This is a genomic window from Dethiosulfatibacter aminovorans DSM 17477, assembly GCF_900142005.1.
In the GTDB taxonomy this organism is placed as follows: domain Bacteria; phylum Bacillota; class Clostridia; order Tissierellales; family Dethiosulfatibacteraceae; genus Dethiosulfatibacter; species Dethiosulfatibacter aminovorans.
On record NZ_FQZL01000005.1, the window covers coordinates 168775 to 191837 of the forward strand.

The window sequence follows — 23063 nt, forward strand, 5'->3', positions numbered from 1 at the left end:
TCCTATAAAGTGTTATAATTATCTGGTGAGAAAAATTTATGATCAGACAGTGGGGCAAGCCCCGCTGTCTGGTCTGAATATAGAGGTGACATATGAAGATAATACATACTGGCGACTGGCATATTGGAAAGCTCGTTCACGGAGTCCATATGACGGAAGACCAGAGACATATGCTTAAGCAGCTGGTGGAGACAATAGAGATTGAAAAGCCGCAGGTGCTCATAATTGCAGGAGACATATACGACAGGTCCATCCCTCCAGTGGAGGCTGTGGAACTTCTTGACGATACACTTTCTGAAATCATACTGAAGCATGAAATCACAGTAATTGCCATAGCAGGTAACCACGACAGCCCTGACAGGGTAGGTTTTGCAAGCAAAATACTTACGGATAGGGGACTCCATATAAGGGGAAATATTTCCAGGGAAATAATCCCTGTGAAGGTGGAGGATGAATATGGGACTGTGGATTTCTATCCAGTGCCATTTGCAGAGCCTGCAGTTGTAAGGGAACTTTATGGGGAAGGAGAAATCAAGACCCATGATGATGCAATGAAGATGGTTCTTGGAAGGATTGTGGACAAGATGGATGGCAATTCAAGGAATGTGTGCATATCCCATGCCTTTCTTATGGGTACGGAAGCTCCGGAGACAAGCGAGTCTGAAAGGCCGTTGTCCATAGGAGGGTCCGAATATGTCAATGTCGACTACTATGATCCCTTTGACTATGTTGCCCTGGGCCACCTCCACAGGCCGCAGAAGGTGAAAAATGAGAAGATAAGGTATTCCGGATCCCTTTTGAAGTATTCCTTCTCTGAGGCGAGGCAGAGGAAATCCATAACCATAGTGGATATGGATGGAGATGGGAATGTAGAATATGAACTTAGGGAGCTGGAGCCACTCAGGGACTTGAGGATAATCAAGGGAGACCTGAACAGCCTCATGGACAGAGAAATATATTCCCTGGGAAATACCGACGACTACATAATGGCAAGTCTAACAGACAAGGGAGAACTCTTGGATCCCATAGGTAGGCTTAGGTCTGTCTATCCCAATATATTGCGACTTGAGAGGGAACAGTTTGACAGGGAAGCCGGTGAGGACAGGACTTCTGCAGGAGACGAGTTTTCACGGAAGAATCCTGTGGAGCTTTTTGGAGAGTTTTACGAGAACTTGTCAGGTGAAGAATTCGATGAAGGCAAGAAGGGAATAGTGGTGGACATATTCGATGAAATAGGAAGAAAGGGAAGGGAAGTATGAGACCATTAAAGTTAAGGATGACAGCATTCGGACCCTACGGTGAAATAGAGACTGTGGATTTTCAGGAGCTCAACGGAAGAAATCTCTTCCTTGTTACGGGACCTACGGGTTCCGGGAAAACAACCATATTCGATGCCATAAGCTTTGCGATGTACGGGGAGGCAAGTGGAAGCAGCGGCGGAGGAAAGAGCGGAAGGTCGGCTGAAAGTTTGAGAAGCCAGTATTCAAGGGACGACCTCCTTACAGAGGTGGAGCTTGATTTCGAGCTTAAGGGAACAAGATACAGTGTGAAGAGGATACCGAAACAGAATAAACCCAAGTCCAGGGGGGAAGGGTTTACGGAGCAGAAGCCAGAGGCGGAGCTTCTCATAGGCCAGGGTCAAGGAAGAAAAGTTATGACGGGAGTCAGCAGGGTCAATGAAAAGATAGAATCACTCATGGGAATAAATGCCGACCAGTTCAGGCAGATAATGATGATACCCCAGGGTGAGTTCAGGCAGATGCTCAACTCTGACAGCCAGGACAGGGAAAAGGTCCTCAGGAAGCTCTTCGATACGAGGCTCTACAACCTGATGCAGATGAATCTGGATATGAAATCAAAGGCGCTGCACAGGGACATAGAGGACAAGGAAAGGTTGAGGAACTATGAAGCTGCAAAAATAGATTGCGGAGAAGACGAGGTCCTTGAAGAACTTGTTGCTTCGGCCAGCAAGAACATGGACGAAATTATTCTCAGGACTCTTGAATTGATAAAAAGGGACGAAGGTTTGAAAAGAGACATGTCTCTTAAGATTGAAGGCAAAAACAAGGAGAAAGAGGACCTTGTATCCAAGAGGGAAAAGGCAAAAAGTGACAATGAAAAGCTGAAGCTGAAGGACAGTACAGCTGAGGAAGTAGGCAAACTTGAGGAAAGGTCGGCAGAAATCAAGGACCTTAAGGAAAGGATAATGAAGGGGGAGAAGGCTGCCCTCATACTTCAGCATGAAAAGAACCGCGATGAAAGACAGAAGGAACTTGACGGGATAATAGAGAAGGGAAAGAAGAAGGAAAAAGAACTTTTAGAAGCAAAAGGAATTCTTGAAAAAGCAGAGGCTGTATTCGGCAAGGAGGATTCTTCTGAAAGCAGGGCAATGAGGGAGAAACTTGTAGAAAAGCTCCGTTCCCTTAAAGCTTTGGAAGACAAGGTAAGCAGGATTGAAGCTGTCAGCAGGTCTGTTGAACAGATGGGGAAGGATGCAGAGATTCAGCATAAGAAGAAGGAAACCTCTTTGCTCAATCTTGATAAAACCAGGAAAAACCTTGGTGGATATGAGGAAAGACTGAAAAAATCAGGTGAGGCAAAGACCGCCCAGGTCAGGTTGAGAAGTGAATACAAGCAGTGGGAAGAAAAGAGGAAGAATCTTGAAAAAATACATTTGAATTTCCAGGAATGGGACAAGGTGTGGACAGACTTGGAAAAATACAGGAAAACTGTGGAAAAAGAAGAGCAGGTGCTTCAGTCATTGGACAAGGTATACAAGTCAAGCAAGCTTGTTTTCCTTAGAAACCAGGCTGCCCTTCTGGCTGCGGAACTTGAAGAAGGAAAGCCATGCCCCGTATGCGGGTCACTTGACCATCCTTCGCCTGCATTAATTTCAGGTGAGTCCATATCTGAAGACAGGATAAACGAGCTGGAAGAAGATGTCAAAAAGCAGGATAAGAAGGTGAATGATGCAGCTAGAAAGGTGGCGGTATCGGAAGAAAAGCTGAAAAAGATATCGGAAGACAGAAAAATTCTTTTCAATGAGCTGGTTTGCTATTCGGAATCGACTGATGACGGAAAGTTAAGGGACATGAAGTATCTTGAGGCTCTAAGTAAGGAGGATATGCCGGCCATAATGGAGAATTGCAGGATGAAGCTTGATGATATAGCAGGTGAAGGAAAGAAGATGAAAGCACTTGCGGATGAAGGCAATGAGCTGGAGGGAAAAATCAAGGCTTCCAGGAAGAACATTGAGGATTTGGACAAGGAGATAGAAAGCCTCACTGCAACACAGCTCGAATCAGCCGGTAAATTGTCTCGTGAGAAGACGAAGCTTGAGGCAATCTATACTGAAGTTCCTGAAGAACTGCGAAGCGTAAAAAGTCTTATTACAAAAATGAACGAAGTGGCAACAATCAAGAGAAGGGTGGAAGAAAGCTACGAAAGTGCAAGAAGGAACCTTGAGTCTGCAAAGGTGTCCTTTGCCGGAGTGAAGGCCAGTCTTGAACAGCTGAGAAATGAAGAAAAAAGTTCCTGTGAAAAGAGTGAAAAGGCAGGCAGGGAACTGAAAGCTAAGATCATAAGTGAAGGTTTTTTATCTTTTGATGATTATGTCAGCTCAAAGATGACCGCAGATGAATTGGAAATAAACAGAAAAATCGTTGAAGAACACCGCAGGGAGCTCCACTTCCAGAAACAGCAATATGAAAAGCTTGTTGCTGAAACAAAGGGTCTTCAAGTGGCCAGCATTGAGGAATTCGACAAGGCAGTAGATAGTATCGGAAGTGCAATCAATGAGATGATCAAGACAAGAAGCGCCATTGAGAATCGGTCTGCAAACAATTCGGAGATTGTTGAGAGCATTAAAAAGATAAAGGAAGAAATCGGGGACAGGGAGAACAGGTACAAGGTCCTTGGGAACCTTGCCGCTATAGCCCAGGGAAGGAACAAGGGAATGATTACCTTTGAAAGGTATGTACTGGCGGCATTTCTTGATGACATTCTGAAAGCAGCCAATATAAGGCTCAGAAAGATGAGCCAGGGCAGATTTGTACTTTCGAGGACCGAGGAACTGGAAAGGAAGAACAAGCAAAGTGGTCTCGAGCTGGAAGTGTTCGACAACTATACTGGCAAATCGAGACATGTCAAGACCCTTTCCGGAGGGGAAGGATTCAAGGCATCCCTATCAATGGCTCTTGGGCTTTCTGATGTGGTGCAGTCATATGCGGGAGGCGTCCAGCTGGACACTATGTTCATTGATGAGGGATTCGGGACTCTTGACCAGGAGTCCCTGGACAATGCCATCAGCTGTCTCATCGATCTTCAGGAGTCTGGGCGTCTCGTTGGTATCATATCCCACGTACAGGAGCTAAAAGAGAGAATTGACACAAGGCTTGAGGTGAAGAGTACAAATACGGGAAGCACAACGGAGTTTGTAGTGATGTAAACAAGGTGCTAAAAAAAGCTGTACCTCGGGGGAATACAGCCTTTTTTTTACAGCCTTGCTCATTCTATTGCAGAGAAAGCATCTATCATCATAGGTACAACCTCGTAGAGGTCGCCTACGATTCCATAATCGGAAAGTTCGAAAATTGGTGCGCTGGGATTCTTGTTTATGGCTATGATTGTGTCCGCTTCATGCATTCCGGCAACGTGCTGGATTGCTCCCGATATTCCACATGCAACATAGATCTTGGGCTTGACTGTAGTTCCAGTCTGACCTACCTGGTTGCTGTGGTCTATCCAACCTGCATCAACAGCTGCCCTTGAAGCTCCTACAACGCCGCCCATGGAGTCGGCAAGGTCTTTAAGAAGCTCAAAACCGGACGGATCTCCAAGACCCTTTCCTCCTGATACTATAACTTCGGCATCTGTAAGTGAAACAAGCTCTTTTTTACTCTTAACTATTTCAAGTATTTTTGTTCTAATATCGCTTTCGGCAAGCTTGACATCCACAGAGATAACCTCTCCCTTTCTGGTGGAATCCATTTCAGCTTTTTCCATTACGCCAGGCCTTACAGTTGACATTTGGGGCCTGGAGTCGGGGCATATGATTGTAGCCATAAGGTTACCGCCGAATGCAGGTCTTGTCTGTTTAAGTTTCTTGTCCTCGGGATCTATTTCAAGCTTTGTACAGTCTGCAGTAAGACCTGTATTTACCCTTGCTGCAACCCTTGGTGCAAAGGCTCTTCCTATGTGTGTTGCACCGTAAAGTACAATTTCAGGCTTGTAGGCTTCAATCATTTCTGTCATCATACTTGTATATCCGTCGGTTGTATAGTTTTTCAGAAGAGGAGAATCAGCCGTATAGACCTTATCTGCTCCATGTGCTATCAATGTATCGGACATTTCCTTGACATTCTCGCCCATGAGAACCGCACACAATTTTGATCCTGCTTCTTCTGCAAGCTTTTTTCCTTCTCCAAGCAGTTCCAGAACAACGGGAGTTATAACTCCACCTCTCTGCTCCGCAAATACCCAAACATCTTTATAATCTTTAATATTACTCATAACCGTCCTCCCAAATCATATTATATGTTTGTCTTTCAAGTTTTCCATAAGACCATTAACTTTTTCTTTTGATGTTCCTTCAAGCATCATTCCTGCACCTTTTGGCGGATTAACAAAGGATTTGAAAACCTTTGTAGGAGATGCCTTAAGACCTACGATTGAAGGATCTACATCTATATCGTCGATTCCCCACACAGGTATTTCTTTTTTATAGGCATCCAGGATACCTTTTACACTCATGTATCTAGGAGTGTTAAGTTCCTTGATTGTAGTAAGCAGGACTGGCGTTTTAACCTCAATGAGTTCGTAGCCGTCTTCAAGCTGTCTTTGAACTGTAACAGAGTCTTTACCTAGGGTGAAATCCTGTACATATGTAACCTGGGGTATGTCCAGTTTTTCAGCAATTTGTGGACCGACTTGGGCAGTATCACCGTCTATTGCCTGTCTGCCTGCAAATATGATGTCATAGTCCGCTATTTTCTTTATGGCTGCTGAAATTGTATTTGATGTTGCCCAACTGTCAGCTCCACCAAAGGCACGGTCGCTTAGAAGCACTGCCTCATCAGCTCCCTTGGCAAGACATTCAATCAATACTTCCTTGGCTTGTGGAGGTCCCATTGATACTACTGTGACCTTTACATCTTCATTCTGGTCCTTCAAACTTAGAGCTTCTTCCAATGCATTTGCATCATCAGGATTGAGTATGCTTTCTACTCCATCCCTGATTAGTGTTCCCTTTACAGGATCTATTCTTACTTCGTTTGTATTTGGTACCTGCTTAACGCATACTACTATTTTCATAATGACCTCCTATTTACCGGCGTATACCATTCCGGATATTACTAGTTTTTGAATTTCTGATGTTCCTTCATATATTGATACAATTCTGGAATCCCTGTATATTCTCTCTATGTCGTAGTCCTTGATGAAACCGTATCCTCCGTGGAGCTGAAGTGATCTGTATGAAATCTCATTACAAAGCTCTCCGCAATAGTATTTTGCCATTGCTGCTTCCTTGGTGTATGAACGGCCGCTATCCTTCATATGTGCTGCATTGAATACAAGGTGTCTTCCGCATTGTACCTTTGTAGCCATATCTGCAATTTCAAATTGAGTGTTCTGGAATTTGGCAATTGATTTTCCAAACTGAATTCTTTCCTTTGTGAACTTAACAGCTTCGTCAAGAGCTCCCTGTGCCAGACCAAGTCCCTGGGAAGCAACGGTTATACGGCCTGAATCAAGTACTCCCATGCATATCTTGAATCCTTGTCCTTCTCTTCCGAGAAGGTTTTCCTTCGGAACCCTTACATTTTCAAGAATGATGTCACTGGTTTTGGATCCCTTGATTCCTAGTTTGTCTTCATTCTTTCCTCTTGAAAAACCGTTCCAGTCGGCTTCAACTATGAAGGCACTTATTCCGCTTACTCCTTTGGCCTTTGTATCTGTTTTAGCGAAAACAGTTATGAAATCGCAGATGGGTCCGTTTGTTATAAAACACTTTCTACCGTTAAGTATATAGTCGTCTCCATCCTTCTCAGCAACTGTATCGATGGACGATGCATCTGAACCAGCACCTGGTTCAGTAATTCCAAAGGCTCCTATAAGACTACCTTCCGCCATTCCCTGCAGGTATTTCTTTTTTTGCTCATGGTTGCCGAAATATATCAAGGGGCCACCTGAAAGGGAGTTGGGCATTATCTGTGTTACGGAAGAACCGCATTTTGCTGCAATTTCCTCGGTAACGATTGCAGCTGACTTGTAGTCTCCTCCGCATCCGCCGTACTCCTCGGGTATGGTAACACAGTGGAATTTGCTTTTTATGAGTTTTTCCCTCAAGTCAGCGGGATACTCTCCCGTTTTGTCGATTTCCTGAGCACGAGGAGCTATTTCATTTTCAGCAAATTCTCTTGCTAGCTTTCTAATCATTTCATGCTTCTTTTCAAACATAAGATCCTCCTAATAATTGTTATTGATTTAACGTTAATATAATAACGTTATTATATTAACAATTAATATTGCAAGAAGCGTGCCATTCTTAAAGCCTTGATATACCTTGTTTATTGTATATAAAGGATACAAATCACCTGTTTTAACTGATATTTGTGTATACATATAAAACAAAAAAAGGTGAAAATTCATTTAATATATAGTTGGACATTGGAATATATCTTGGTTTGGGCAAAAAAAAAAAGAATCTCCCCTCAGCTGAAATAATCATCAGCCGGGAAAAGACTTCTTTGTTTTTGTTAAATATATGCCATTATCCATGTTACTACAGGTATTGTTACAAGTGATGTAAGTGTTCCTACAAATGTTATCTTTACAGCATAATGATGGTCTCCGCCCTTAAGTGTTGCAAATATTGGGAAGGATGGCATTGTTGGGAGTGCCATTATTATAGCGAATGTCTTTGCTATGACCGGGTCCACAAACTGTACTGCAACAACATATATCAAAACAGGAAATGCTATGAGTTTTATGGCAGCGTGGGTATAAAGTGAAAGCTGCTTGTGTGATCCGCTGAAGTCAACAACAGTTAGCATTGCACCCAGGTAAGCGATTGACAGATACTTGGTTGTTGCTCCAAGTCCTGATATGACTTCGAATACAGTCCCGGATGGAGTAATGTTGAGCATAAGGAATACGAGGGATATCACAAGTGTAACATTAAGTGGTGTGATGAGGCTCCTCATCAACTCTTCCCTTGTCTGGTTCTTGTTCTGATCCATGAAGTTAATTCCCATTGTCCAGTTGAACATCAAATCGAATATCATGTAGATTGCTACGACTACAAGTCCCATATTGCTGTAAAGTGCGGCAATCATTGGTATTCCTATATATCCAAGATTTCCCATGGCTGTTGCACTCTGGTGGGTATCGAGGGTAGGGCCTTCCAGTTTGCTTATCTTACCTACAAATTTTCCTATGGCAAAGTTAATGAATATTACAACCACTGATATGACAACTGCCATCTTGCCTTCCAAAAGAACTGATCTACCGCCTAAGGTGGTGATGACCTTGAAGATGAGTGCGGGAAGAGCAACATATATTGTGAATTTTCCTACTCCTACATACCAGTCAAGTTCCATTATCTTAAGCTTGATCGAGGCAAAACCTATAAACATAAGCAATATCAATATAAAAACCTGTTCCAAAACTATTAACGCTTCGTTCAATTTATCCTCCTTTATAAAGAGACAAGGCAGCTAGATGCAAGCCTTGTATTCTTCCATTGTATTTTCTATTAGCTCCCTGCAGCTTTTGATGCTGTCTATTAGTCCGATGGCCTGACCTGCAGGTATGAAGATGTTTTCTGCATCGCCTGCCAAATAGCTTTCTTTGGCATCAAAATTCTTAAGATGAACCAGAAGCTCTTCGGGAGATGCATTGTTTTCTTCCAGTTCAAGTATTTTTTCGGTCATCTTGTTCCTGACGCATCTGAACGCGTTCCTTATTGACTTGAAAATAACTACAGTATCTGTTGAACTGGATTCGATTATTTTGTTTTTTATGTTTTCGTGGTAATGGGATTCCTTAGTTACAGAAAAGGCAGTTCCCATTAGTACTGCTTCCGCTCCTGCAGACATCGCTGCTGCCATTCCCCGGCCGCTGCATATTCCCCCTGCTGCAATTACAGGCACTTGTACGCAATTCAAGGTTTCCACCAGATTGACAAACAGTCCCACTTCGTCCATTCCGGGATGTCCTCCTGCCGAATATCCTACCAGGATTATGGCGTCCGCTCCGAATTTTTCGGCTTTTAAGGCATGTCGTGGAGATACGACTTTGTGTAAAACCTTGATTCCGTTTTCTTTCAATTTTTTGATGTAATCTTCAGGATTGTTCCCTGCGGTTTCGACTACGGGGATATTTTCCTCGATTACAGCATCAATATATTCGTTGACAAGATTGCTTTTTGATTCCTTCAAAAGGGACAGATTTACACCAAAGGGTTTATCTGTTAATGCTCTTGTCTTGCGAATTTCTTTTTTTAGCAATTCCTTCGAATTAAGGTGGCTTGAGGAGAGGAATGCATATCCTCCCGCGTTGCAGATTGACGATACGAGCTTCGATTCCGAAAGCCCGTACAGTCCGCCGCATAGAAGAGGATATTCCACATTCAGCATCCTTGTGATTCTTGTGTCGTTTTTTTTCATTTTGTTCATGAGGTTAAATTATGCCTATGGTTCCCAATGCTATTGCAAGTACTGTTGTTATCAAAGGAATTGCACACATGATTACAAATACATACTTATAGCTTTCCTTATGTGTAGTTCCCATGAGCATGAACATGGTAACAACGGCACCGTTGTGAGGAAGAGAGTCAAGTCCGCCACATGCAATTGCCGAAATCCTGTGGAATGCCTCAGCATTAAGTCCCATATCAAGGTATTGCTGACCAAGAGTTTTCATGAATATTGCAAGTCCTCCTGATGCCGAACCGGTGATACCTGCAACTATGTTTGTAGCTAGTGCTGCAGAAATATATGGGCTGAACTGAAGACCCATTGCAAAATCAACGAAAGTTTGGAATGCAGAAGATTGTGATACAACAGTACCAAATCCTACAAGCGCTGCAGTGTTCAATAATGGAATAAGCGCAACCTTGAATCCCTCGTTCATAGTGTTCATTTTATTTGGTATGTTACTCCAGTTCAGTGCAAGGGTTAACAGAGCGCCTATAATAAGCATTATGCTGACACCAAAGTTCTTGTCTTCAAACTGTCCTGAAAAAGCAACAATCAATACGAGTACTACTATCAAAGGTACAAAAGACTTTGCTGCTGATGGAAGTTCTTTTTCATCAGTAATGGCAAGGAATTTTTCGTCTGTAGCCATGTTGATTTTGAATCCTTCTCCTCTTTCGCGACATTTTTTCAATTCTCTTGCAAGGTATAACTGACCTGCTGCAAACATGAATACTGCACAGATAATACCCATTATCGGTGCTGCCATTGGAGTTGTACCAAGATAGGTTGTAGGAATCAGGTTCGGAAGTGAAGGCAAACCTGGAAGGGCAGTCATGGCGAAGGTTCCGTTACCAAGAACAAATGATCCTACCATGAACCTTTTTGGTATGTTTGCTTCCTTGTATATTCCAAGAACAAGTGGTATTACAGTAAAGGTTTGAACGAACAAGCTAACACCACCGTAGCTTAGTATTGCAGTTGTCAAGGTTGTTATGAGAAGAACCTTGTCGGCTCCGAGTTTGTCAATCAGGAAATTACCGATTGCCTTTGCTGAACCGCTGTCACCAAGAGCTTGACCTAGGAAAGCTCCAGTGGAAAGAAGAAAAAAGTATTTTGCAATGAAACCGGTTGTTCCTGCAAGGAATCCTCCGCTCAGCATTGGCCATATTTCTCCACCGGTAGTGAGGATTACTACAAGAGAACATATTATGGATGCCGGTATTACGCCAAATCCTTTGTAAACAATAACCATGATCAAAGCTAGTGAAAATAATACGCCTATTACTCCTAACATAAAATAAATACCTCCATTAGATTAGTTTAAAAAGCAATTCAGATATTCCCCCTTCGGTGCAGTATTTAGCATTACTAGTTGCAATTGCTTTCATATGGAAATATATAAAGCAATATATGTGCCAAAAACCACAAAAAAGATTAAATAACCATTTTTTTGCTTGAATATGTGTATTTTAGCAAACGTTTTTTTATATTGAAAAAACAGCTGTTAATTAAAGTGCCTGAAGTTGTTTTATTTATATACAAATAACGACCTGATAAATGACGTATATGTATACAATGTATACATGATTTGCCTTAAGCTTTCCTTCAAATTGAAAAGTATTTAAAATATAAACAGATATTCTTTTGAGACGGGGAAATAGCCAATAAGCTATTAAATAGGGAAGCGATTGCAAAATAGTATATAAGATTTGGATGTTTTGAAGAAATTGGTATGATATTTGCTTATAAAATTATTATGTTAAGAATAGTATACACTATTAGATACATAACAAAAAGTTAAATAAAATCATAGGAGGAATAACAATGGGAAATGAAAAATTGACAATGCCAACATTTGATCTTACAGGAAAGGTAGCAATCGTAACAGGCGGAACAAAGGGATTGGGATACGGCATGTCCATGGTTCTTTCGCACTTTGGTGCTGATGTAGTAGTATCAAGCAGAAATCAGGCGGACTGTGATGAAGTGGCAGAAGAAATCAAGAAGACAGGAAAGAAGGCTTTAGGCGTGCAGTGTGACGTTATAGTCAAGGAAGAGCTTGACGAACTTGTGAAGAAGACTGTAGAAGAATTCGGCAGAGTAGACATCATGGTAAACAATGCAGGAATGGGTATAACAAAGAAAGTAATAGAAATGTCTGAAGACGAGTGGGATACAGTTCTTGATACAAACCTAAAGGGAGTATTCTTCGGAGCAGCAGCTGCAGCCAAGGAAATGATAAAGCAGGGAGACGGTGGAAGAATAATAAACATATCTTCTGCAGGCGGTCTTGTGGGAACTAAGAATATCGCTGCATACTGTGCGTCAAAAGCCGGTGTTGTAAGCCTTTCAAAGACAATGGCTATGGAATGGGGAAGATACGGGATTACAGCCAACACAGTTTGCCCCGGATATGTACCTACATCAATCAACAAGAAACCTCTTGAGATACCAAAGGTAAGAGACCAGATACTCAGCAAGACAGCTCTTAAGAGACTTGGAACAATCGAAGAAATTGCTGCAGTAGTTACCTTCCTTGCATCTGACGCATCAAGCATCATGACCGGTGCCATAGTTGCTGCCGACATGGGAACTACCTGCAACTAAGAGAAACATATAACTCAACAAAACACATACTAGACAACGAACAAAATCTTCCGCCCCCCCTGGTGGAAGATTTTGAGCTTGTCAGCATTATAACTGAATTGTAAACTTGTATATATTTGAACGTTGAACAAGATCGGGAATTAGACACTTGGTACAGAACAGATTACAGAAAGAAAGGGCTGCTCATCAACGGATTGTTTTCCGGTCATGAGACAGCCCCTTTTCGTGTGGATAAAAAGATTATAGATTTAGTATTTCCCTTGCTTCCGAAGGTGTTGCGGGTTTCTTTCCAAATTCTTCTATTACCCTTACAGCTCTTTCAACAAATTCAACATTGGATTTGGCCAGTATACCTTTTTCGTAATAAAGATTGTCTTCCATACCCACTCGTATGCCTGTTGCACCAAGAGCCAGGGAGGCATACATGATTTTAAGATGGTCCTTTCCTATTCCGAATGCACTCCAGGTTGAATTTTCAGGAAGCATTTCCTGAAGGAATAAAAGGTTTTTCACCGTAGCTTTCATTCCTCCTGGCGCACCCAATACAAACTGGAAATGAACAGGTGATTTAAGTATTCCTCTTTTGATATAATGTAGTGCATTGTACATCATCCCTGAATCAAAAATTTCTACCTCGGGCTTGATGTTGTTTTTTTGCATGCACATTCCCAGGTTTTCAAGGAATTCAGGTGAATTTACAAAAACATGCTTATGGAGCCAGTTCATACTTCCACAGTCAAAGGAGGCCATTTCCGGCTTAATAGCCTTGATAGGAATCATTCTGTTTTCGTGAGGAGGAGGTCCGGCAGTAGTCATATTGAGTATCAAATCATCATTTTTTTCCTTTATCCTTCCAACTATATCGGAGAATATATCTGTTGAAAGGGATTCATTTCCGTTTTCGTCCCGTGCGTGAATATGAGCCAGTGACGCTCCTGCCATAGAGCAGTTAACCACTTCCTCGGCAATTTCCTCAGGACTTAGAGGTATATAGGGCGAATCGTTCTTTGAGCCCCATGATCCTGTTGTTGCAACTGTCAGTATTACTTTATCCATATCTTTATTCTCCTATATTTTTTTATGAAGTTTCAATACTTCTACAAGCATATTGTCTCTGAATTTAGCTATTTCAGGTCTTGTTTTCCCGATGAAATCGGGGAAATTCTCCTTCTCCGACTCCAGTCCTTTTTCGGCAACGTCATACCAGACCTTCGGCATGTGATTAAGATTTGATAGGTCCTTGAAAACCATGTTCAATGTGGTGTCAAGCTTCGACATTCCCCTTATCCCCGCATCGCCGGCTCCCAGGTCATAGAGCATGGCAGGCCCCAGTATGGCCCAGCGCATTCCGATGCCATAGGTTACAACCTTGTCGATGTCCTCTACAGAGCAGCAGTCGTTGATGACCATTGTGATAAGCTCCCTGTACAAAGCGAAGGATAAACGATTTCCGATGAAGCCCAGTGACTCCTTGTTTAGCATGACGGGTTCCTTGCCTATTGAAGTATAGAAGGAGAAAGCCTTGTCTACAATATCCCGGGAAGTTTTTTCGCCCTTTGTAATTTCAACAAGGGGTATGAGATGAGGGGGATTATAGGGGTGTGCACCTATACATCTTTCGGGATGTGATGAATCTTCTGCAATTTTTGTAATGAGAAGTCCCGACGTGCTGCTGGCAAAAATTGCATCTTCCGGAGCATAAAGATCTACATCCGCCAATATTCTTTTTTTGATTTCATAATTTTCGGGTCCTGATTCCTGTATGAACCGGGAATCCTTGACGGCTTCTTCAAAATCTGTAGTAAATGTTATGTTTTCAAATATTTCCCCCATTGAGCGGTTCTCGAAGACTTGTTTGTCCTCAAGGAGTTTCAGGTTGCTGAGAATAAGTTTCTTTGATGATTCAAGCTGTTCTGGAGAAACATCATAAAGGCATACATTGCAGTTTTTCATCAGGAAGGCCGTCGCCCATCCGGACCCTATTGTTCCACTACCAATACATGTAATTTTGTTTGTTTTATCACTCATTTTATCACCTCGTACTATGATTAGATGCAAGATATATGCCAATATTTGAGCGAGCAGAATAAAAGCCAAAAATCGAAACGATGATTTGACAAATTATTCAATTGTGATAATATTTATTTAAAATACTTGAACTGGAGATAACGTTATGCAGAGAAGATATCACGAAGTGACAAGGGAATTTATAAATAAATGGGATGACGGGTTTTTACTTGACATTCTGGATAATATTTCAGATATTGTGGTGATAAATGATGCTGATACAGCTATTGTATATGTAAACAAGGCATATGAGGATATTCTTGGCTTTCCTGCTGAAAAGGCTATCGGCAAGAAGCTTTGTAATATCAATCCAGAAGCGACGGCGATAGAGGTAATGAGAATGGGGAAAGCATCCCACAATATTGTTGAACAGATACCGAATACTGATGTTTATGTTGTAGGCCTGTCTTTCCCTATATATAAGGATGAGGAGCTTATGGGAGCCGTTTCGATTTTCAACGATGTTTCAGAGGTATCGAGACTGACTGAAGAACTGAGCAGGGAAAGAGAGATAGTCAAGTATTACAAGAAGCAGCTTGACAAGGAGCATCTTTCCCAGTGCTTCGATGAATATATATGCGCAAATGAAAAAACAAAGGAAGTTCTTTTTCTTGCATCCAAGGTGGCGAAAACAGACACCACGGTACTAATAAGAGGCGAGAGCGGAGTGGGTAAGGAAGTGCTGGCAAGGGCAATCTGCAATGACAGCAACAGAAGAAATCAGCCTTTCATCAAGGTGAATTGCGCGTCTATACCTGAGAATTTGCTGGAAAGCGAACTTATGGGATATGAGGAGGGAGCTTTCACCGGTGCCAAGAAAGGCGGCAAGATGGGCAAGTTTGAACTTGCCCAGGGAGGAACCATATTTCTGGATGAAATTGGAGACATGAATCTGGCCATGCAGGCAAAGATATTGAGAGTGCTTCAGGAAAAGGAACTGGAAAGGGTCGGAGGAAACAAGACCATCAAGCTTGATGTCAGGGTAATAGCGGCAACCCACAGGGACCTGGAAAAGATGATAGCGGAAGGGACCTTCAGAAGCGACCTCTACTACCGACTGAATGTGGTGCCCCTGTTCCTGCCTCCTCTAAGGGAAAGGAAGGATGACATAATATTGCTGGCCCGTTCAATACTTAAAAGGCTGAATGCCAAAAGCGGAGATGATGTATATTTGGCTTCCGATACAATGATGATAGTTCAGAACTATGACTGGCCCGGAAATATAAGGGAACTGAATAACGCACTGGAACATGCCAATATAATAAGGGATGGAAACATGATAAAGGCAAGACACCTACCGGCTTATATTGCTCCAGCCAGCAACAGCAGGAAAAAAGACAGTGACAAGTACAACTTGAAACTCAATATAGAAGTATTGGAGAAGGAACTGATAGCGGGATCTCTCTTAAGAAACAACAACAATAAGAGCAAGGTCATCGAGGAACTGGGAATATCCAGGAGAGCTTTTTATTCAAAACTGGAAAAATATGGATTGATGTAGGAAAAAAAGTGGCGATGTATACTAAGTATACATCGCCACTTTTTTTTATGCCTTCAAACTGTATACAATATATACAGAATTGAGTGTTGGGTTTTAATCATTTTTTTGACCAGTTGACGGGATGGCGTGAAAACCTTCAAAAAAGGCGGTTTTCAAAGAAAATGTAATTTTTTTATAATGTTGGCACGCTATTTGCACTGTTTATTTGCAAATAAAAAAACATTAGGAGGAACCAAAATGGCAGTAGGTACATTTGAACAGTACAAAGAAAGACTATTAAAAATGAAACCCAATATTTATATAGGTGGAGAGGTGGTAGACAGGTCTGATCCAAGGATGGAACCTGGAATGTATGTTATGAGACAGACATTTGATTGTGCTCATGATGACAGATACAAGGAGTTCTGTACAGCTACATCACACCTTACTGGAGAGACAATCAACAGATTTACACACATTCACCATTCAAGAGAGGACTTGTTCAACAAGCAGAAAATGACAAAGCTTCTTTCTCACAGAGTTGGAGGATGTATCCAGAGATGTATGGGAATCGACGCACTAAACGCTCTTTCAGTAGTTACATATGAAATGGACGATGCTCTTGGAACAGATTTCCACAAAAGATTCGAGAAATACCTTGCATGGTCTCAGGAAAACGATATAGTTGCAAACTGTGCACAGACAGACGTAAAAGGTGACAGACTCAAGAGACCTTCAGACCAGGCTGATCCTGACATGTACTTGAGAGTAGTTGAAACAAGAGAAGATGGAATCATAGTAAGAGGAGCGAAATCTTGTAACTCTGCAGCTCCATACGTAGATGAAATAATCGTTACACCAACTCGTTTCATGGGTCCTAAAGACGCAGCTTATGCAGTATCTTTTGCAATACCTGCAGACTGGCCTGGAGTAAAGCTTGCTGCACTTCCAGGAGTAAGACATAAGAGAAAGCACATTGATGCTCCTATAAACAAGGTTGGAGATATGGAGTCACTTACAATTTTCGATGACGTATTCATTCCAAACGACAGAGTATTCATGAATGGACAAGCTGACCCAAGATGTACACCTTATGCTGGATTCCTTGCATTGATGTTCGCTCACTTCCACAGACATTCATATACAGGATGTAAGCCTGCGACTTCTGAGGTTATAGCAAGTCAGGCAGCTCTAGTGGCAGAGTACAATGGAATCGCAAAAGCTGACCACGTTAAAGGTAAGCTTGCACACATAATCGGTCTTGCAGAGCTTGTATATGCAGCTGGTGTTGCAAGTGCAGTTAAGGCTGAAGAGTCTCCTTCAGGAACATGGATCCCTGATGAAATCCTTACTAATGCAGGAAGAAAGCTTGCAGGAGAGGAAATATACAATGAGAATAAGATACTTGCGGACTTGGCCGGTGGTCTTATTGCAACATTGCCTATGGAAGCAGATTATTATCAAGAAAAAGATGGGGTTGGAGATTTACTTCACAAGTACATCATGAGAAATCCTGAAATTTCAGCAGAGAACCAGCACAGATGCTTCAGGATGATTGAAGACCAGATGATTTCCGAGTTTGGTGGAGCAATGATAGTTGCAGGTCTTCATGGTGGTGGATCTCCACAGATGGAAGAAGTTGCAATGATGTCAAGATACGACCTTGAAGAGCTTAAGGGAATAGCAAAATACCTTGCAGGTATCGAGAAAGACATTCCAATTTACGACAGAGCATATGTAACACCTAGAAAGATACTTGAGAAATTCAAGAAACAAGTTAAGGTACCAGTATAATTAAATTTCCATGCTCGGACGGTATTAGATGCCGTCCGAGTAATAATAAGGAGGATAATATGAACATTAAAACCATTGGTGTCGTTGGTGCCGGAACAATGGGTACAGGTATAGCCCAGGTTGCAGCAATGAAGGGATACAACGTCATCCTAAGAGATATTAAAATGGAGTATGTTGAATCATCGGTAACAAAAATGGCAAAGCTTCTTGATAAAAGTGTCAAGAAAGAAAGAATTACAGAGATTCAGAAAAACGATGCTCTCGACAGGATTACAAAAACAGACAAACTGGAAGATTTCAAGGATGCGGATTTGATCATAGAGGCAGTTCTTGAAAATATGGACCTCAAAAAAAGCATCTTCAGTGAACTGAACGGAATATGCAAGGAAGATACGATTTTTGCAACAAACACATCATCAATGTCTGTAACTGAAATAGCAAGTGCATCTGGAAGACCTGACAGATTCTGTGGAATACACTTCTTTAATCCAGTACCAGTCATGAAACTTGTAGAAGTAATATATGGAATGGATTCTTCAAAGAAAACTATAGAAATGGCTCTTGAGTTTTCTCTTTCTCTAGGAAAGACTCCAGTAGAAGTCAAGAAGGATTCTCCTGGATTCATAGTAAACAGACTTTTGATACCTTATATGAATGAAGCTGCAAGACTTCTTGAAGAAGGTGTTGCATCAGTGGAAGATATCGATACTGCAGTGAAGCTTGGCCTGAATTATCCAATGGGACCTTTCCAGATGTTCGATTTCGGTGGAATAGACCTTAGTGTGATTATTTCAGAATATTTCAGAGATGAATTCAATGATTTAGGGTATGCACCCCAATTGATACTAAAACAGATGATCAGAGCTGGAAAGACAGGAATGAAATGTGGAGAAGGCTTTTATAAATACGAATAGAGGCGGTAACAATATGATCGGGGAATTTAAGAATGTTTTATTGAAAAAAGAAGACAATATTGCAACAATAACTTTGAACAGACCAACTGCTCTTAATGCATTGTGTAATGATTTGAACGACGATATGATAGAAGCTATCAATATTATAAGACAAGATTTGGATATAAGAGTACTGATCATTACTGGAAGCGAAAAGGCTTTTGCTGCAGGGGCTGATATCAAAGAGATGATGGATTCAAATTTGTTTGAGGCTGAAAGAACGTCAGAGAAAGCCCATTTTATCAATGACACTTTGGAATCATTGCCTATACCTGTAATAGCTGCAGTTAACGGACCTGCCCTTGGAGGCGGATGTGAGTTGTCACTTGCCTGCGATTTCAGGATAGCGGGCGAGAATGCCATGTTCGGACTTCCCGAGGTTGGAATTGGAGTTATTCCAGGTGCCGGCGGTACGCAGAGACTCACAAAAATGATAGGTGCGGTTAAAGCCAAGGAAATGGTCATGTCAGGTAAAATGGTCAAGGGCAGGGAAGCTTATGAGATCGGCCTTGTGACAAAGTGTGTTGCTGATGAAGAGGTGATGGAAGAGGCTGTGAAATATGCAAAAAAACTATGCCAAAAGCCTGCTTCAGCACTGCAGTTCGCTAAGTCTGCCATTAATTATGCAGTTGATAATGATATAAATACTGGAAAAAGATTTGAAAAGGCATTGTTTTCATCTTGTTTTTCCACGGAAGATCAAAAGGAAGGAATGAAAGCCTTCACTGAAAAAAGAAGACCGGAATACAGCAACAAAAGATAAAAAACATTTGAAAGGAAAGTGAAAATGGCTAAATTTATTGATTCTAGTGAAGTTTGTAATATTATCAAGGACGGGGATACGATTTTTACTACCGGGATAACAATGGGTGGTTTCGCTGAAGAAGTAGTCATGGAACTTGAAAAGAGTTTCTTGGATAAAGGACATCCTAGAGATTTGACAATATATTTCCAGTCAGCAGTAGGAAACAGAGGAGAAAGGGGATTCGCCCACATTGCTCGTGAAGGATTGCTCAAAAGGGCTGTTGGAGGTCATTTGATGGGTTGCGGACCTGCCATGACAAAACTGTCAGGGGACAACAAGGCTGAGGTATTCAATCTTCCTCAGGGAGTTCTTTCAACAATGCCCAGATATATTGCTGCAAGAAAACCTGGAGTAATCACTAAAGTGGGTCTTGGAACAATGATGGATCCAAGGCAGCTTGGCGGTACAATGAACCAGAGGGCAAAGGATGCTGAGCCAATAATCGACTTGATAAACCTTAATGATGAAGAATGGCTTATGTATAAACTGCCGAAAGTGGATATTGGACTCATAAGAGGAACCTATGCAGATGAAAAAGGCAACATATCCATGGATAAGGAAGGATACAAGCTGGGACAGCTTGCAATGGCCCAGGCTGCGAGAGCATGCGGTGGAAAGGTGATATGTCAGGTTGAAAGCATAATACAGTCAGGATCCACAAATCCAAAGGATATCATCGTTCCGGGCATAATGGTCGATTACATATATGTAGCAAAACCTGAATACCACTGGCAGACAGCACAAACGGTTTACAATCCTGTCTTTGCCGGCGAACATAGAGTTCCCCTTGAAAGCCTTCCAATGGAAAAGCTTAGCCCAAGGAAAGTAATCGCCAGAAGAGCAGCTATGGAATTGACTCCCGGTAATGTTGTAAACCTGGGGGTAGGTATTCCTGAAGCCATAGCTTCTGTTGCTGCGGAAGAAGGCGTTTTGGATCTGTTCACGCTAACAACGGAGGCAGGTGGTATCGGAGGAATGCCTGCAAACAAGCACGATTTCGGATGCTGCTGGAATGCAGATGCAACTATTGAAATGGCTGATCAGTTTGACTTCTATGATGGCGGTGGATTGGACTTCGCCGGACTGGGCGCATTGCAGATAAGTCCGGAGGGTAATCTCAATGCCAGCATGCTGAATGGTGGAGGAATCGGAGTAGGAGGTTTCATCAATGTTGCAGGAGGATCAAAGAAGATAGTATTCTCATTGATTTTCTGTGGAGGTCTTGAAGCTGACATAGCCGATGGAAAACTTAATATTCTTAAAGAGGGAAAAATCGTCAAGTTCAAGGATGAGATTGAGCAGGTTTCCTTTAACGGAAAACTTGCACTGGAAGATGGAAAAGAAGTTCTCATAGTAACTGAAAGAGCAGTTTTCAAACTCACCGAAGACGGTTGGGAGCTGATTGAAGTAGCTCCCGGAGTGGATATGGAAAAGGATGTTCTCGCCAACATGATGTTTAAACCTATTATTAAGGACGTGAAGCAAATGCCTTCAAGTATCTTTAATGAAAATTGGGGAGAAATGAGCGAATTAATGAAGAAAAAGTCATAGAGGAGAAATTGCGATGAATAATGGATTTGATCAATATGCCGTTGTCTCCAGCTTTAACAATATTGAAGTAAGAGACATGGAAGGTGGAATAGCGGCATTGATAATAGGAGACAGCTCAGCTGGGATTGATTCAAAGACAGCTGAATGGATAGCGGAAACCATTGAAAAGATTGAAACTGATATCGACGGTCTTGTGATTGTAGGCTGCGATAATGCTGCAATAAAAGTTGATGCTGCCGCTGAAGATGTAGATTCAATACAAAAATTTATTAGAAAGATCAAACTATACAACAAGCCAGTCGTATCGATTGTATCAGGGCCGATTACTGGAGCTGGATATGATATAGTTAAAAACAGCCACGGAGTTGTTGCAGGAGCTGATATAACAAAAACCGGTTACGATTTTAAAAATGGAGTATTACCTTTAGGTGGTGGACTGACATCTCACATAATGGATACATATGGAATGGGCGATGGTATCAGAGGTATGGATATAATTCCTTTCTTAAAGGTATTGGTAGACAGGATAATATTGCCAAGCAAGGCGGAAAGTACGGAAGATTTTATAGGTCTGGGACTTCTGCCAAAGGATACTGTAGTACTTGGAAGTGATGTGGATATGGTGGCTGTTGCAAAAAACAAGGCGCCAACCATGGCTGTTGAAGGGTTCAAGCCATATGTTGAGAGAACAGTGACTGCCGTAGGAACAATGGGGCAGGCTGCATTGGGAATAGTACTTCTGAACAGACACGAAGGACTGTTCATGCCGGATGACATATATGAAAAGGCATTAGGCGTAGTTAAGGTTATAAGTGGAGGAGATGTACCAAAAGGTACTGAAGTGCCTGAGGAACAGCTTCTTAAGCTTGAATCTGAATACTTTAAGAATACAATCATAGGAAATGAGGTGTCGGCATGAGAGAGGTTGTAATCGTTAGTTATGCAAGATCAGCAGTGGGAAAGGCTCCCAGGGGAAAGCTCAAGTACACTAGACCAGAGTCTCTGGCAGCCCAAGTGCTGAAAGGGTTGATGGACAGAACCCCCGGTGTTGCATACGAGGATGTTGAAGATATAGTGATGGGAAATGCATTTCCAGAGGCAGAACAGGGACTTAACATAGGAAGAACGGCATCAGCTCTTGCGGGCTTCCCTGATTCTACAGCAGGTCAAACTGTGAACAGATTCTGTTCATCGGGTGTACAGACAATAGCAACTGCAAACAATGCAATTTTGGCAGGAAACATTGACATAGCAATTGCCGGTGGAGTGGAAAGTATGAGTACCATTCCTGGAGGCGGAAACATGAACTTCCCTGAGATTGCATTGATGGGCAGTAAGCCGGGCCATTATATGTCAATGGGAATTACAGCAGAAAATGTTGCATCCAAGTACAATGTAAGCAGGGAGAAGCAGGATGCTCTAGCATTGAGAAGCCATTTGAGAGCTCAAGCTGCTCAGGAGAACGGACTTTTTGATGATGAAATAATAGACATTGAAGCTATAAGACCCCTTGAAGACGGAAGCGGACAGGAAACCTTTATATTCAACAAGGACGAGGGAATTAGGTATGGACAGACAAAAGAGGCTCTTGCAAAGCTCAGACCGGTATTCAAAAGGGACGGAAGTGTAACAGCGGGAAATTCCTCTCAGACAAGCGATGGCGCAGGTTTTGTAATGCTAATGACTAAGGAAAAGGCGCTATCTCTTGGATTGAAGCCTCTTGCAAAGGTAAAGGCCTTTTCGGCAGTAGGAGTCGATCCTGCAATAATGGGTGTTGGACCAATGTATGCTATACCCAAGGCATTGAAGCAGGCAGGAATGACACTTAAGGACATCGAACTTATCGAATTGAACGAAGCCTTTGCATCACAGGCTATAGCATGTATAGAGACACTTGGAATCAATGAGGAAATCACTAATGTAAACGGTGGAGCAATAGCACTTGGACATCCTCTTGGCGGAAGTGGTGCATTCCTTACATCTAAACTGTTCAGTGAAATGAAAAGAAGACAATTATCAACAGGTTTAGTAAGCATGTGCATCGGTGGAGGAATGGGAGCAGCCATAATCTACGAAATGCTGTAAAATTTGGAATTTAGAAATTA

18 protein-coding genes are annotated in these 23063 nt (G+C 42.0%); 10 read left to right on the forward strand and 8 right to left on the reverse strand.

Annotation, left to right across the window (positions count from 1 at the left end; genetic code table 11):
• The first annotated feature begins 92 nt into the window (after positions 1–92).
• Together BUB05_RS02505 and BUB05_RS02510 are read left to right on the forward strand one after the other, a co-directional pair.
• Positions 93–1259, forward strand: a complete 1167-nt coding sequence (locus BUB05_RS02505) for an exonuclease SbcCD subunit D (protein WP_073046631.1) — start codon at positions 93–95, stop codon at positions 1257–1259.
• Positions 1256–4447: an AAA family ATPase gene (locus tag BUB05_RS02510; protein WP_073046634.1), complete on the forward strand. Its 3192-nt coding sequence runs from the start codon at positions 1256–1258 to the stop codon at positions 4445–4447. The genes BUB05_RS02505 and BUB05_RS02510 overlap by 4 nt, the downstream gene beginning before the upstream one ends.
• Positions 4448–4506: 59 nt before the next feature.
• Here BUB05_RS02510 and BUB05_RS02515 read toward each other — a convergent pair whose 3' ends face one another.
• The 6 genes from BUB05_RS02515 to BUB05_RS02540 form a co-directional block, all read right to left on the reverse strand.
• On the reverse strand, positions 4507–5511 hold the full coding sequence (locus BUB05_RS02515) for an electron transfer flavoprotein subunit alpha/FixB family protein (RefSeq protein WP_073046638.1): 1005 nt from the start codon (positions 5509–5511) through the stop codon (positions 4507–4509).
• A gap of 15 nt (positions 5512–5526) precedes the next feature.
• Positions 5527–6312 (reverse strand): electron transfer flavoprotein subunit beta, encoded by a 786-nt coding sequence (gene etfB / locus BUB05_RS02520; protein ID WP_073046641.1) that lies wholly within the window; start codon positions 6310–6312, stop codon positions 5527–5529.
• Positions 6313–6321: 9 nt separating this feature from the next.
• On the reverse strand, positions 6322–7458 hold the full coding sequence (locus BUB05_RS02525; RefSeq protein ID WP_073046644.1) for an acyl-CoA dehydrogenase family protein: 1137 nt from the start codon (positions 7456–7458) through the stop codon (positions 6322–6324).
• 299 nt (positions 7459–7757) lie between these two features.
• Complete coding sequence (locus BUB05_RS02530; protein ID WP_073046647.1) at positions 7758–8687, reverse strand: AEC family transporter; 930 nt, start codon at positions 8685–8687, stop codon at positions 7758–7760.
• A 30-nt stretch (positions 8688–8717) separates the two neighbouring features.
• Positions 8718–9677 carry an NAD(P)H-dependent flavin oxidoreductase gene (locus BUB05_RS02535; protein ID WP_094762658.1) on the reverse strand — a complete coding sequence of 320 codons (960 nt, stop codon included), beginning with the start codon at positions 9675–9677 and terminating at the stop codon, positions 8718–8720.
• 4 nt (positions 9678–9681) lie between these two features.
• Positions 9682–10995 (reverse strand): GntP family permease, encoded by a 1314-nt coding sequence (locus BUB05_RS02540; protein WP_073046650.1) that lies wholly within the window; start codon positions 10993–10995, stop codon positions 9682–9684.
• Positions 10996–11525: 530 nt separating this feature from the next.
• Between BUB05_RS02540 and BUB05_RS02545 the strand changes: the two genes are divergently transcribed.
• Positions 11526–12308 (forward strand): SDR family NAD(P)-dependent oxidoreductase, encoded by a 783-nt coding sequence (locus tag BUB05_RS02545; RefSeq protein ID WP_073046653.1) that lies wholly within the window; start codon positions 11526–11528, stop codon positions 12306–12308.
• Between the two features lie 240 nt (positions 12309–12548).
• Here BUB05_RS02545 and BUB05_RS02550 read toward each other — a convergent pair whose 3' ends face one another.
• A complete protein-coding gene (locus tag BUB05_RS02550; RefSeq protein WP_073046656.1) occupies positions 12549–13364 on the reverse strand; it encodes a beta-keto acid cleavage family enzyme in 816 nt (271 codons plus the stop codon).
• Between the two features lie 12 nt (positions 13365–13376).
• Entirely contained in the window at positions 13377–14336 is a 960-nt protein-coding gene (locus BUB05_RS02555) for a 3-hydroxyacyl-CoA dehydrogenase family protein (protein WP_073046659.1), read from the reverse strand.
• Between the two features lie 145 nt (positions 14337–14481).
• Between BUB05_RS02555 and BUB05_RS02560 the strand changes: the two genes are divergently transcribed.
• From BUB05_RS02560 to BUB05_RS02590, 7 genes are all read left to right on the forward strand, one after another.
• A complete protein-coding gene (locus BUB05_RS02560) occupies positions 14482–15876 on the forward strand; it encodes a sigma-54 interaction domain-containing protein (protein WP_073046662.1) in 1395 nt (464 codons plus the stop codon).
• Between the two features lie 237 nt (positions 15877–16113).
• The gene (locus BUB05_RS02565; RefSeq protein ID WP_073046665.1) at positions 16114–17649 is read left to right on the forward strand and encodes a 4-hydroxyphenylacetate 3-hydroxylase family protein; all 1536 of its coding nucleotides are present in this window, start codon (positions 16114–16116) and stop codon (positions 17647–17649) included.
• A gap of 59 nt (positions 17650–17708) precedes the next feature.
• Positions 17709–18563, forward strand: coding sequence for a 3-hydroxyacyl-CoA dehydrogenase family protein (locus tag BUB05_RS02570; protein WP_073046668.1), 855 nt, complete (start codon positions 17709–17711; stop codon positions 18561–18563).
• 13 nt (positions 18564–18576) lie between these two features.
• Positions 18577–19365 (forward strand): enoyl-CoA hydratase/isomerase family protein, encoded by a 789-nt coding sequence (locus BUB05_RS02575; RefSeq protein WP_073046671.1) that lies wholly within the window; start codon positions 18577–18579, stop codon positions 19363–19365.
• 24 nt (positions 19366–19389) lie between these two features.
• Entirely contained in the window at positions 19390–20958 is a 1569-nt protein-coding gene (locus BUB05_RS02580; protein WP_073046675.1) for an acyl CoA:acetate/3-ketoacid CoA transferase, read from the forward strand.
• Positions 20959–20971: 13 nt separating this feature from the next.
• Positions 20972–21877, forward strand: a complete 906-nt coding sequence (locus BUB05_RS02585; protein WP_073046679.1) for a Clp protease/crotonase-like domain-containing protein — start codon at positions 20972–20974, stop codon at positions 21875–21877.
• Complete coding sequence (locus tag BUB05_RS02590; RefSeq protein WP_073046682.1) at positions 21874–23043, forward strand: thiolase family protein; 1170 nt, start codon at positions 21874–21876, stop codon at positions 23041–23043. Before BUB05_RS02585 ends, BUB05_RS02590 begins: the two co-directional genes overlap by 4 nt.
• Positions 23044–23063 lie beyond the last annotated feature (20 nt).

Excerpts from the sequence above, each read along its gene's own strand:
- BUB05_RS02505 (WP_073046631.1), top strand. The coding sequence starts at position 93 with ATGAAGATAATACATACTGGCGACTGGCATATTGGAAAGCTCGTTCAC.
- BUB05_RS02510 (WP_073046634.1), top strand. The coding sequence starts at position 1,256 with ATGAGACCATTAAAGTTAAGGATGACAGCATTCGGACCCTACGGTGAA.
- BUB05_RS02515 (WP_073046638.1), bottom strand. The coding sequence starts at position 5,511 with ATGAGTAATATTAAAGATTATAAAGATGTTTGGGTATTTGCGGAGCAG.
- etfB (WP_073046641.1), bottom strand. The coding sequence starts at position 6,312 with ATGAAAATAGTAGTATGCGTTAAGCAGGTACCAAATACAAACGAAGTA.
- BUB05_RS02525 (WP_073046644.1), bottom strand. The coding sequence starts at position 7,458 with ATGTTTGAAAAGAAGCATGAAATGATTAGAAAGCTAGCAAGAGAATTT.
- BUB05_RS02535 (WP_094762658.1), bottom strand. The coding sequence starts at position 9,677 with ATGAACAAAATGAAAAAAAACGACACAAGAATCACAAGGATGCTGAAT.
- BUB05_RS02540 (WP_073046650.1), bottom strand. The coding sequence starts at position 10,995 with ATGTTAGGAGTAATAGGCGTATTATTTTCACTAGCTTTGATCATGGTT.
- BUB05_RS02545 (WP_073046653.1), top strand. The coding sequence starts at position 11,526 with ATGGGAAATGAAAAATTGACAATGCCAACATTTGATCTTACAGGAAAG.
- BUB05_RS02550 (WP_073046656.1), bottom strand. The coding sequence starts at position 13,364 with ATGGATAAAGTAATACTGACAGTTGCAACAACAGGATCATGGGGCTCA.
- BUB05_RS02555 (WP_073046659.1), bottom strand. The coding sequence starts at position 14,336 with ATGAGTGATAAAACAAACAAAATTACATGTATTGGTAGTGGAACAATA.
- BUB05_RS02560 (WP_073046662.1), top strand. The coding sequence starts at position 14,482 with ATGCAGAGAAGATATCACGAAGTGACAAGGGAATTTATAAATAAATGG.
- BUB05_RS02565 (WP_073046665.1), top strand. The coding sequence starts at position 16,114 with ATGGCAGTAGGTACATTTGAACAGTACAAAGAAAGACTATTAAAAATG.
- BUB05_RS02570 (WP_073046668.1), top strand. The coding sequence starts at position 17,709 with ATGAACATTAAAACCATTGGTGTCGTTGGTGCCGGAACAATGGGTACA.
- BUB05_RS02575 (WP_073046671.1), top strand. The coding sequence starts at position 18,577 with ATGATCGGGGAATTTAAGAATGTTTTATTGAAAAAAGAAGACAATATT.
- BUB05_RS02580 (WP_073046675.1), top strand. The coding sequence starts at position 19,390 with ATGGCTAAATTTATTGATTCTAGTGAAGTTTGTAATATTATCAAGGAC.
- BUB05_RS02585 (WP_073046679.1), top strand. The coding sequence starts at position 20,972 with ATGAATAATGGATTTGATCAATATGCCGTTGTCTCCAGCTTTAACAAT.
- BUB05_RS02590 (WP_073046682.1), top strand. The coding sequence starts at position 21,874 with ATGAGAGAGGTTGTAATCGTTAGTTATGCAAGATCAGCAGTGGGAAAG.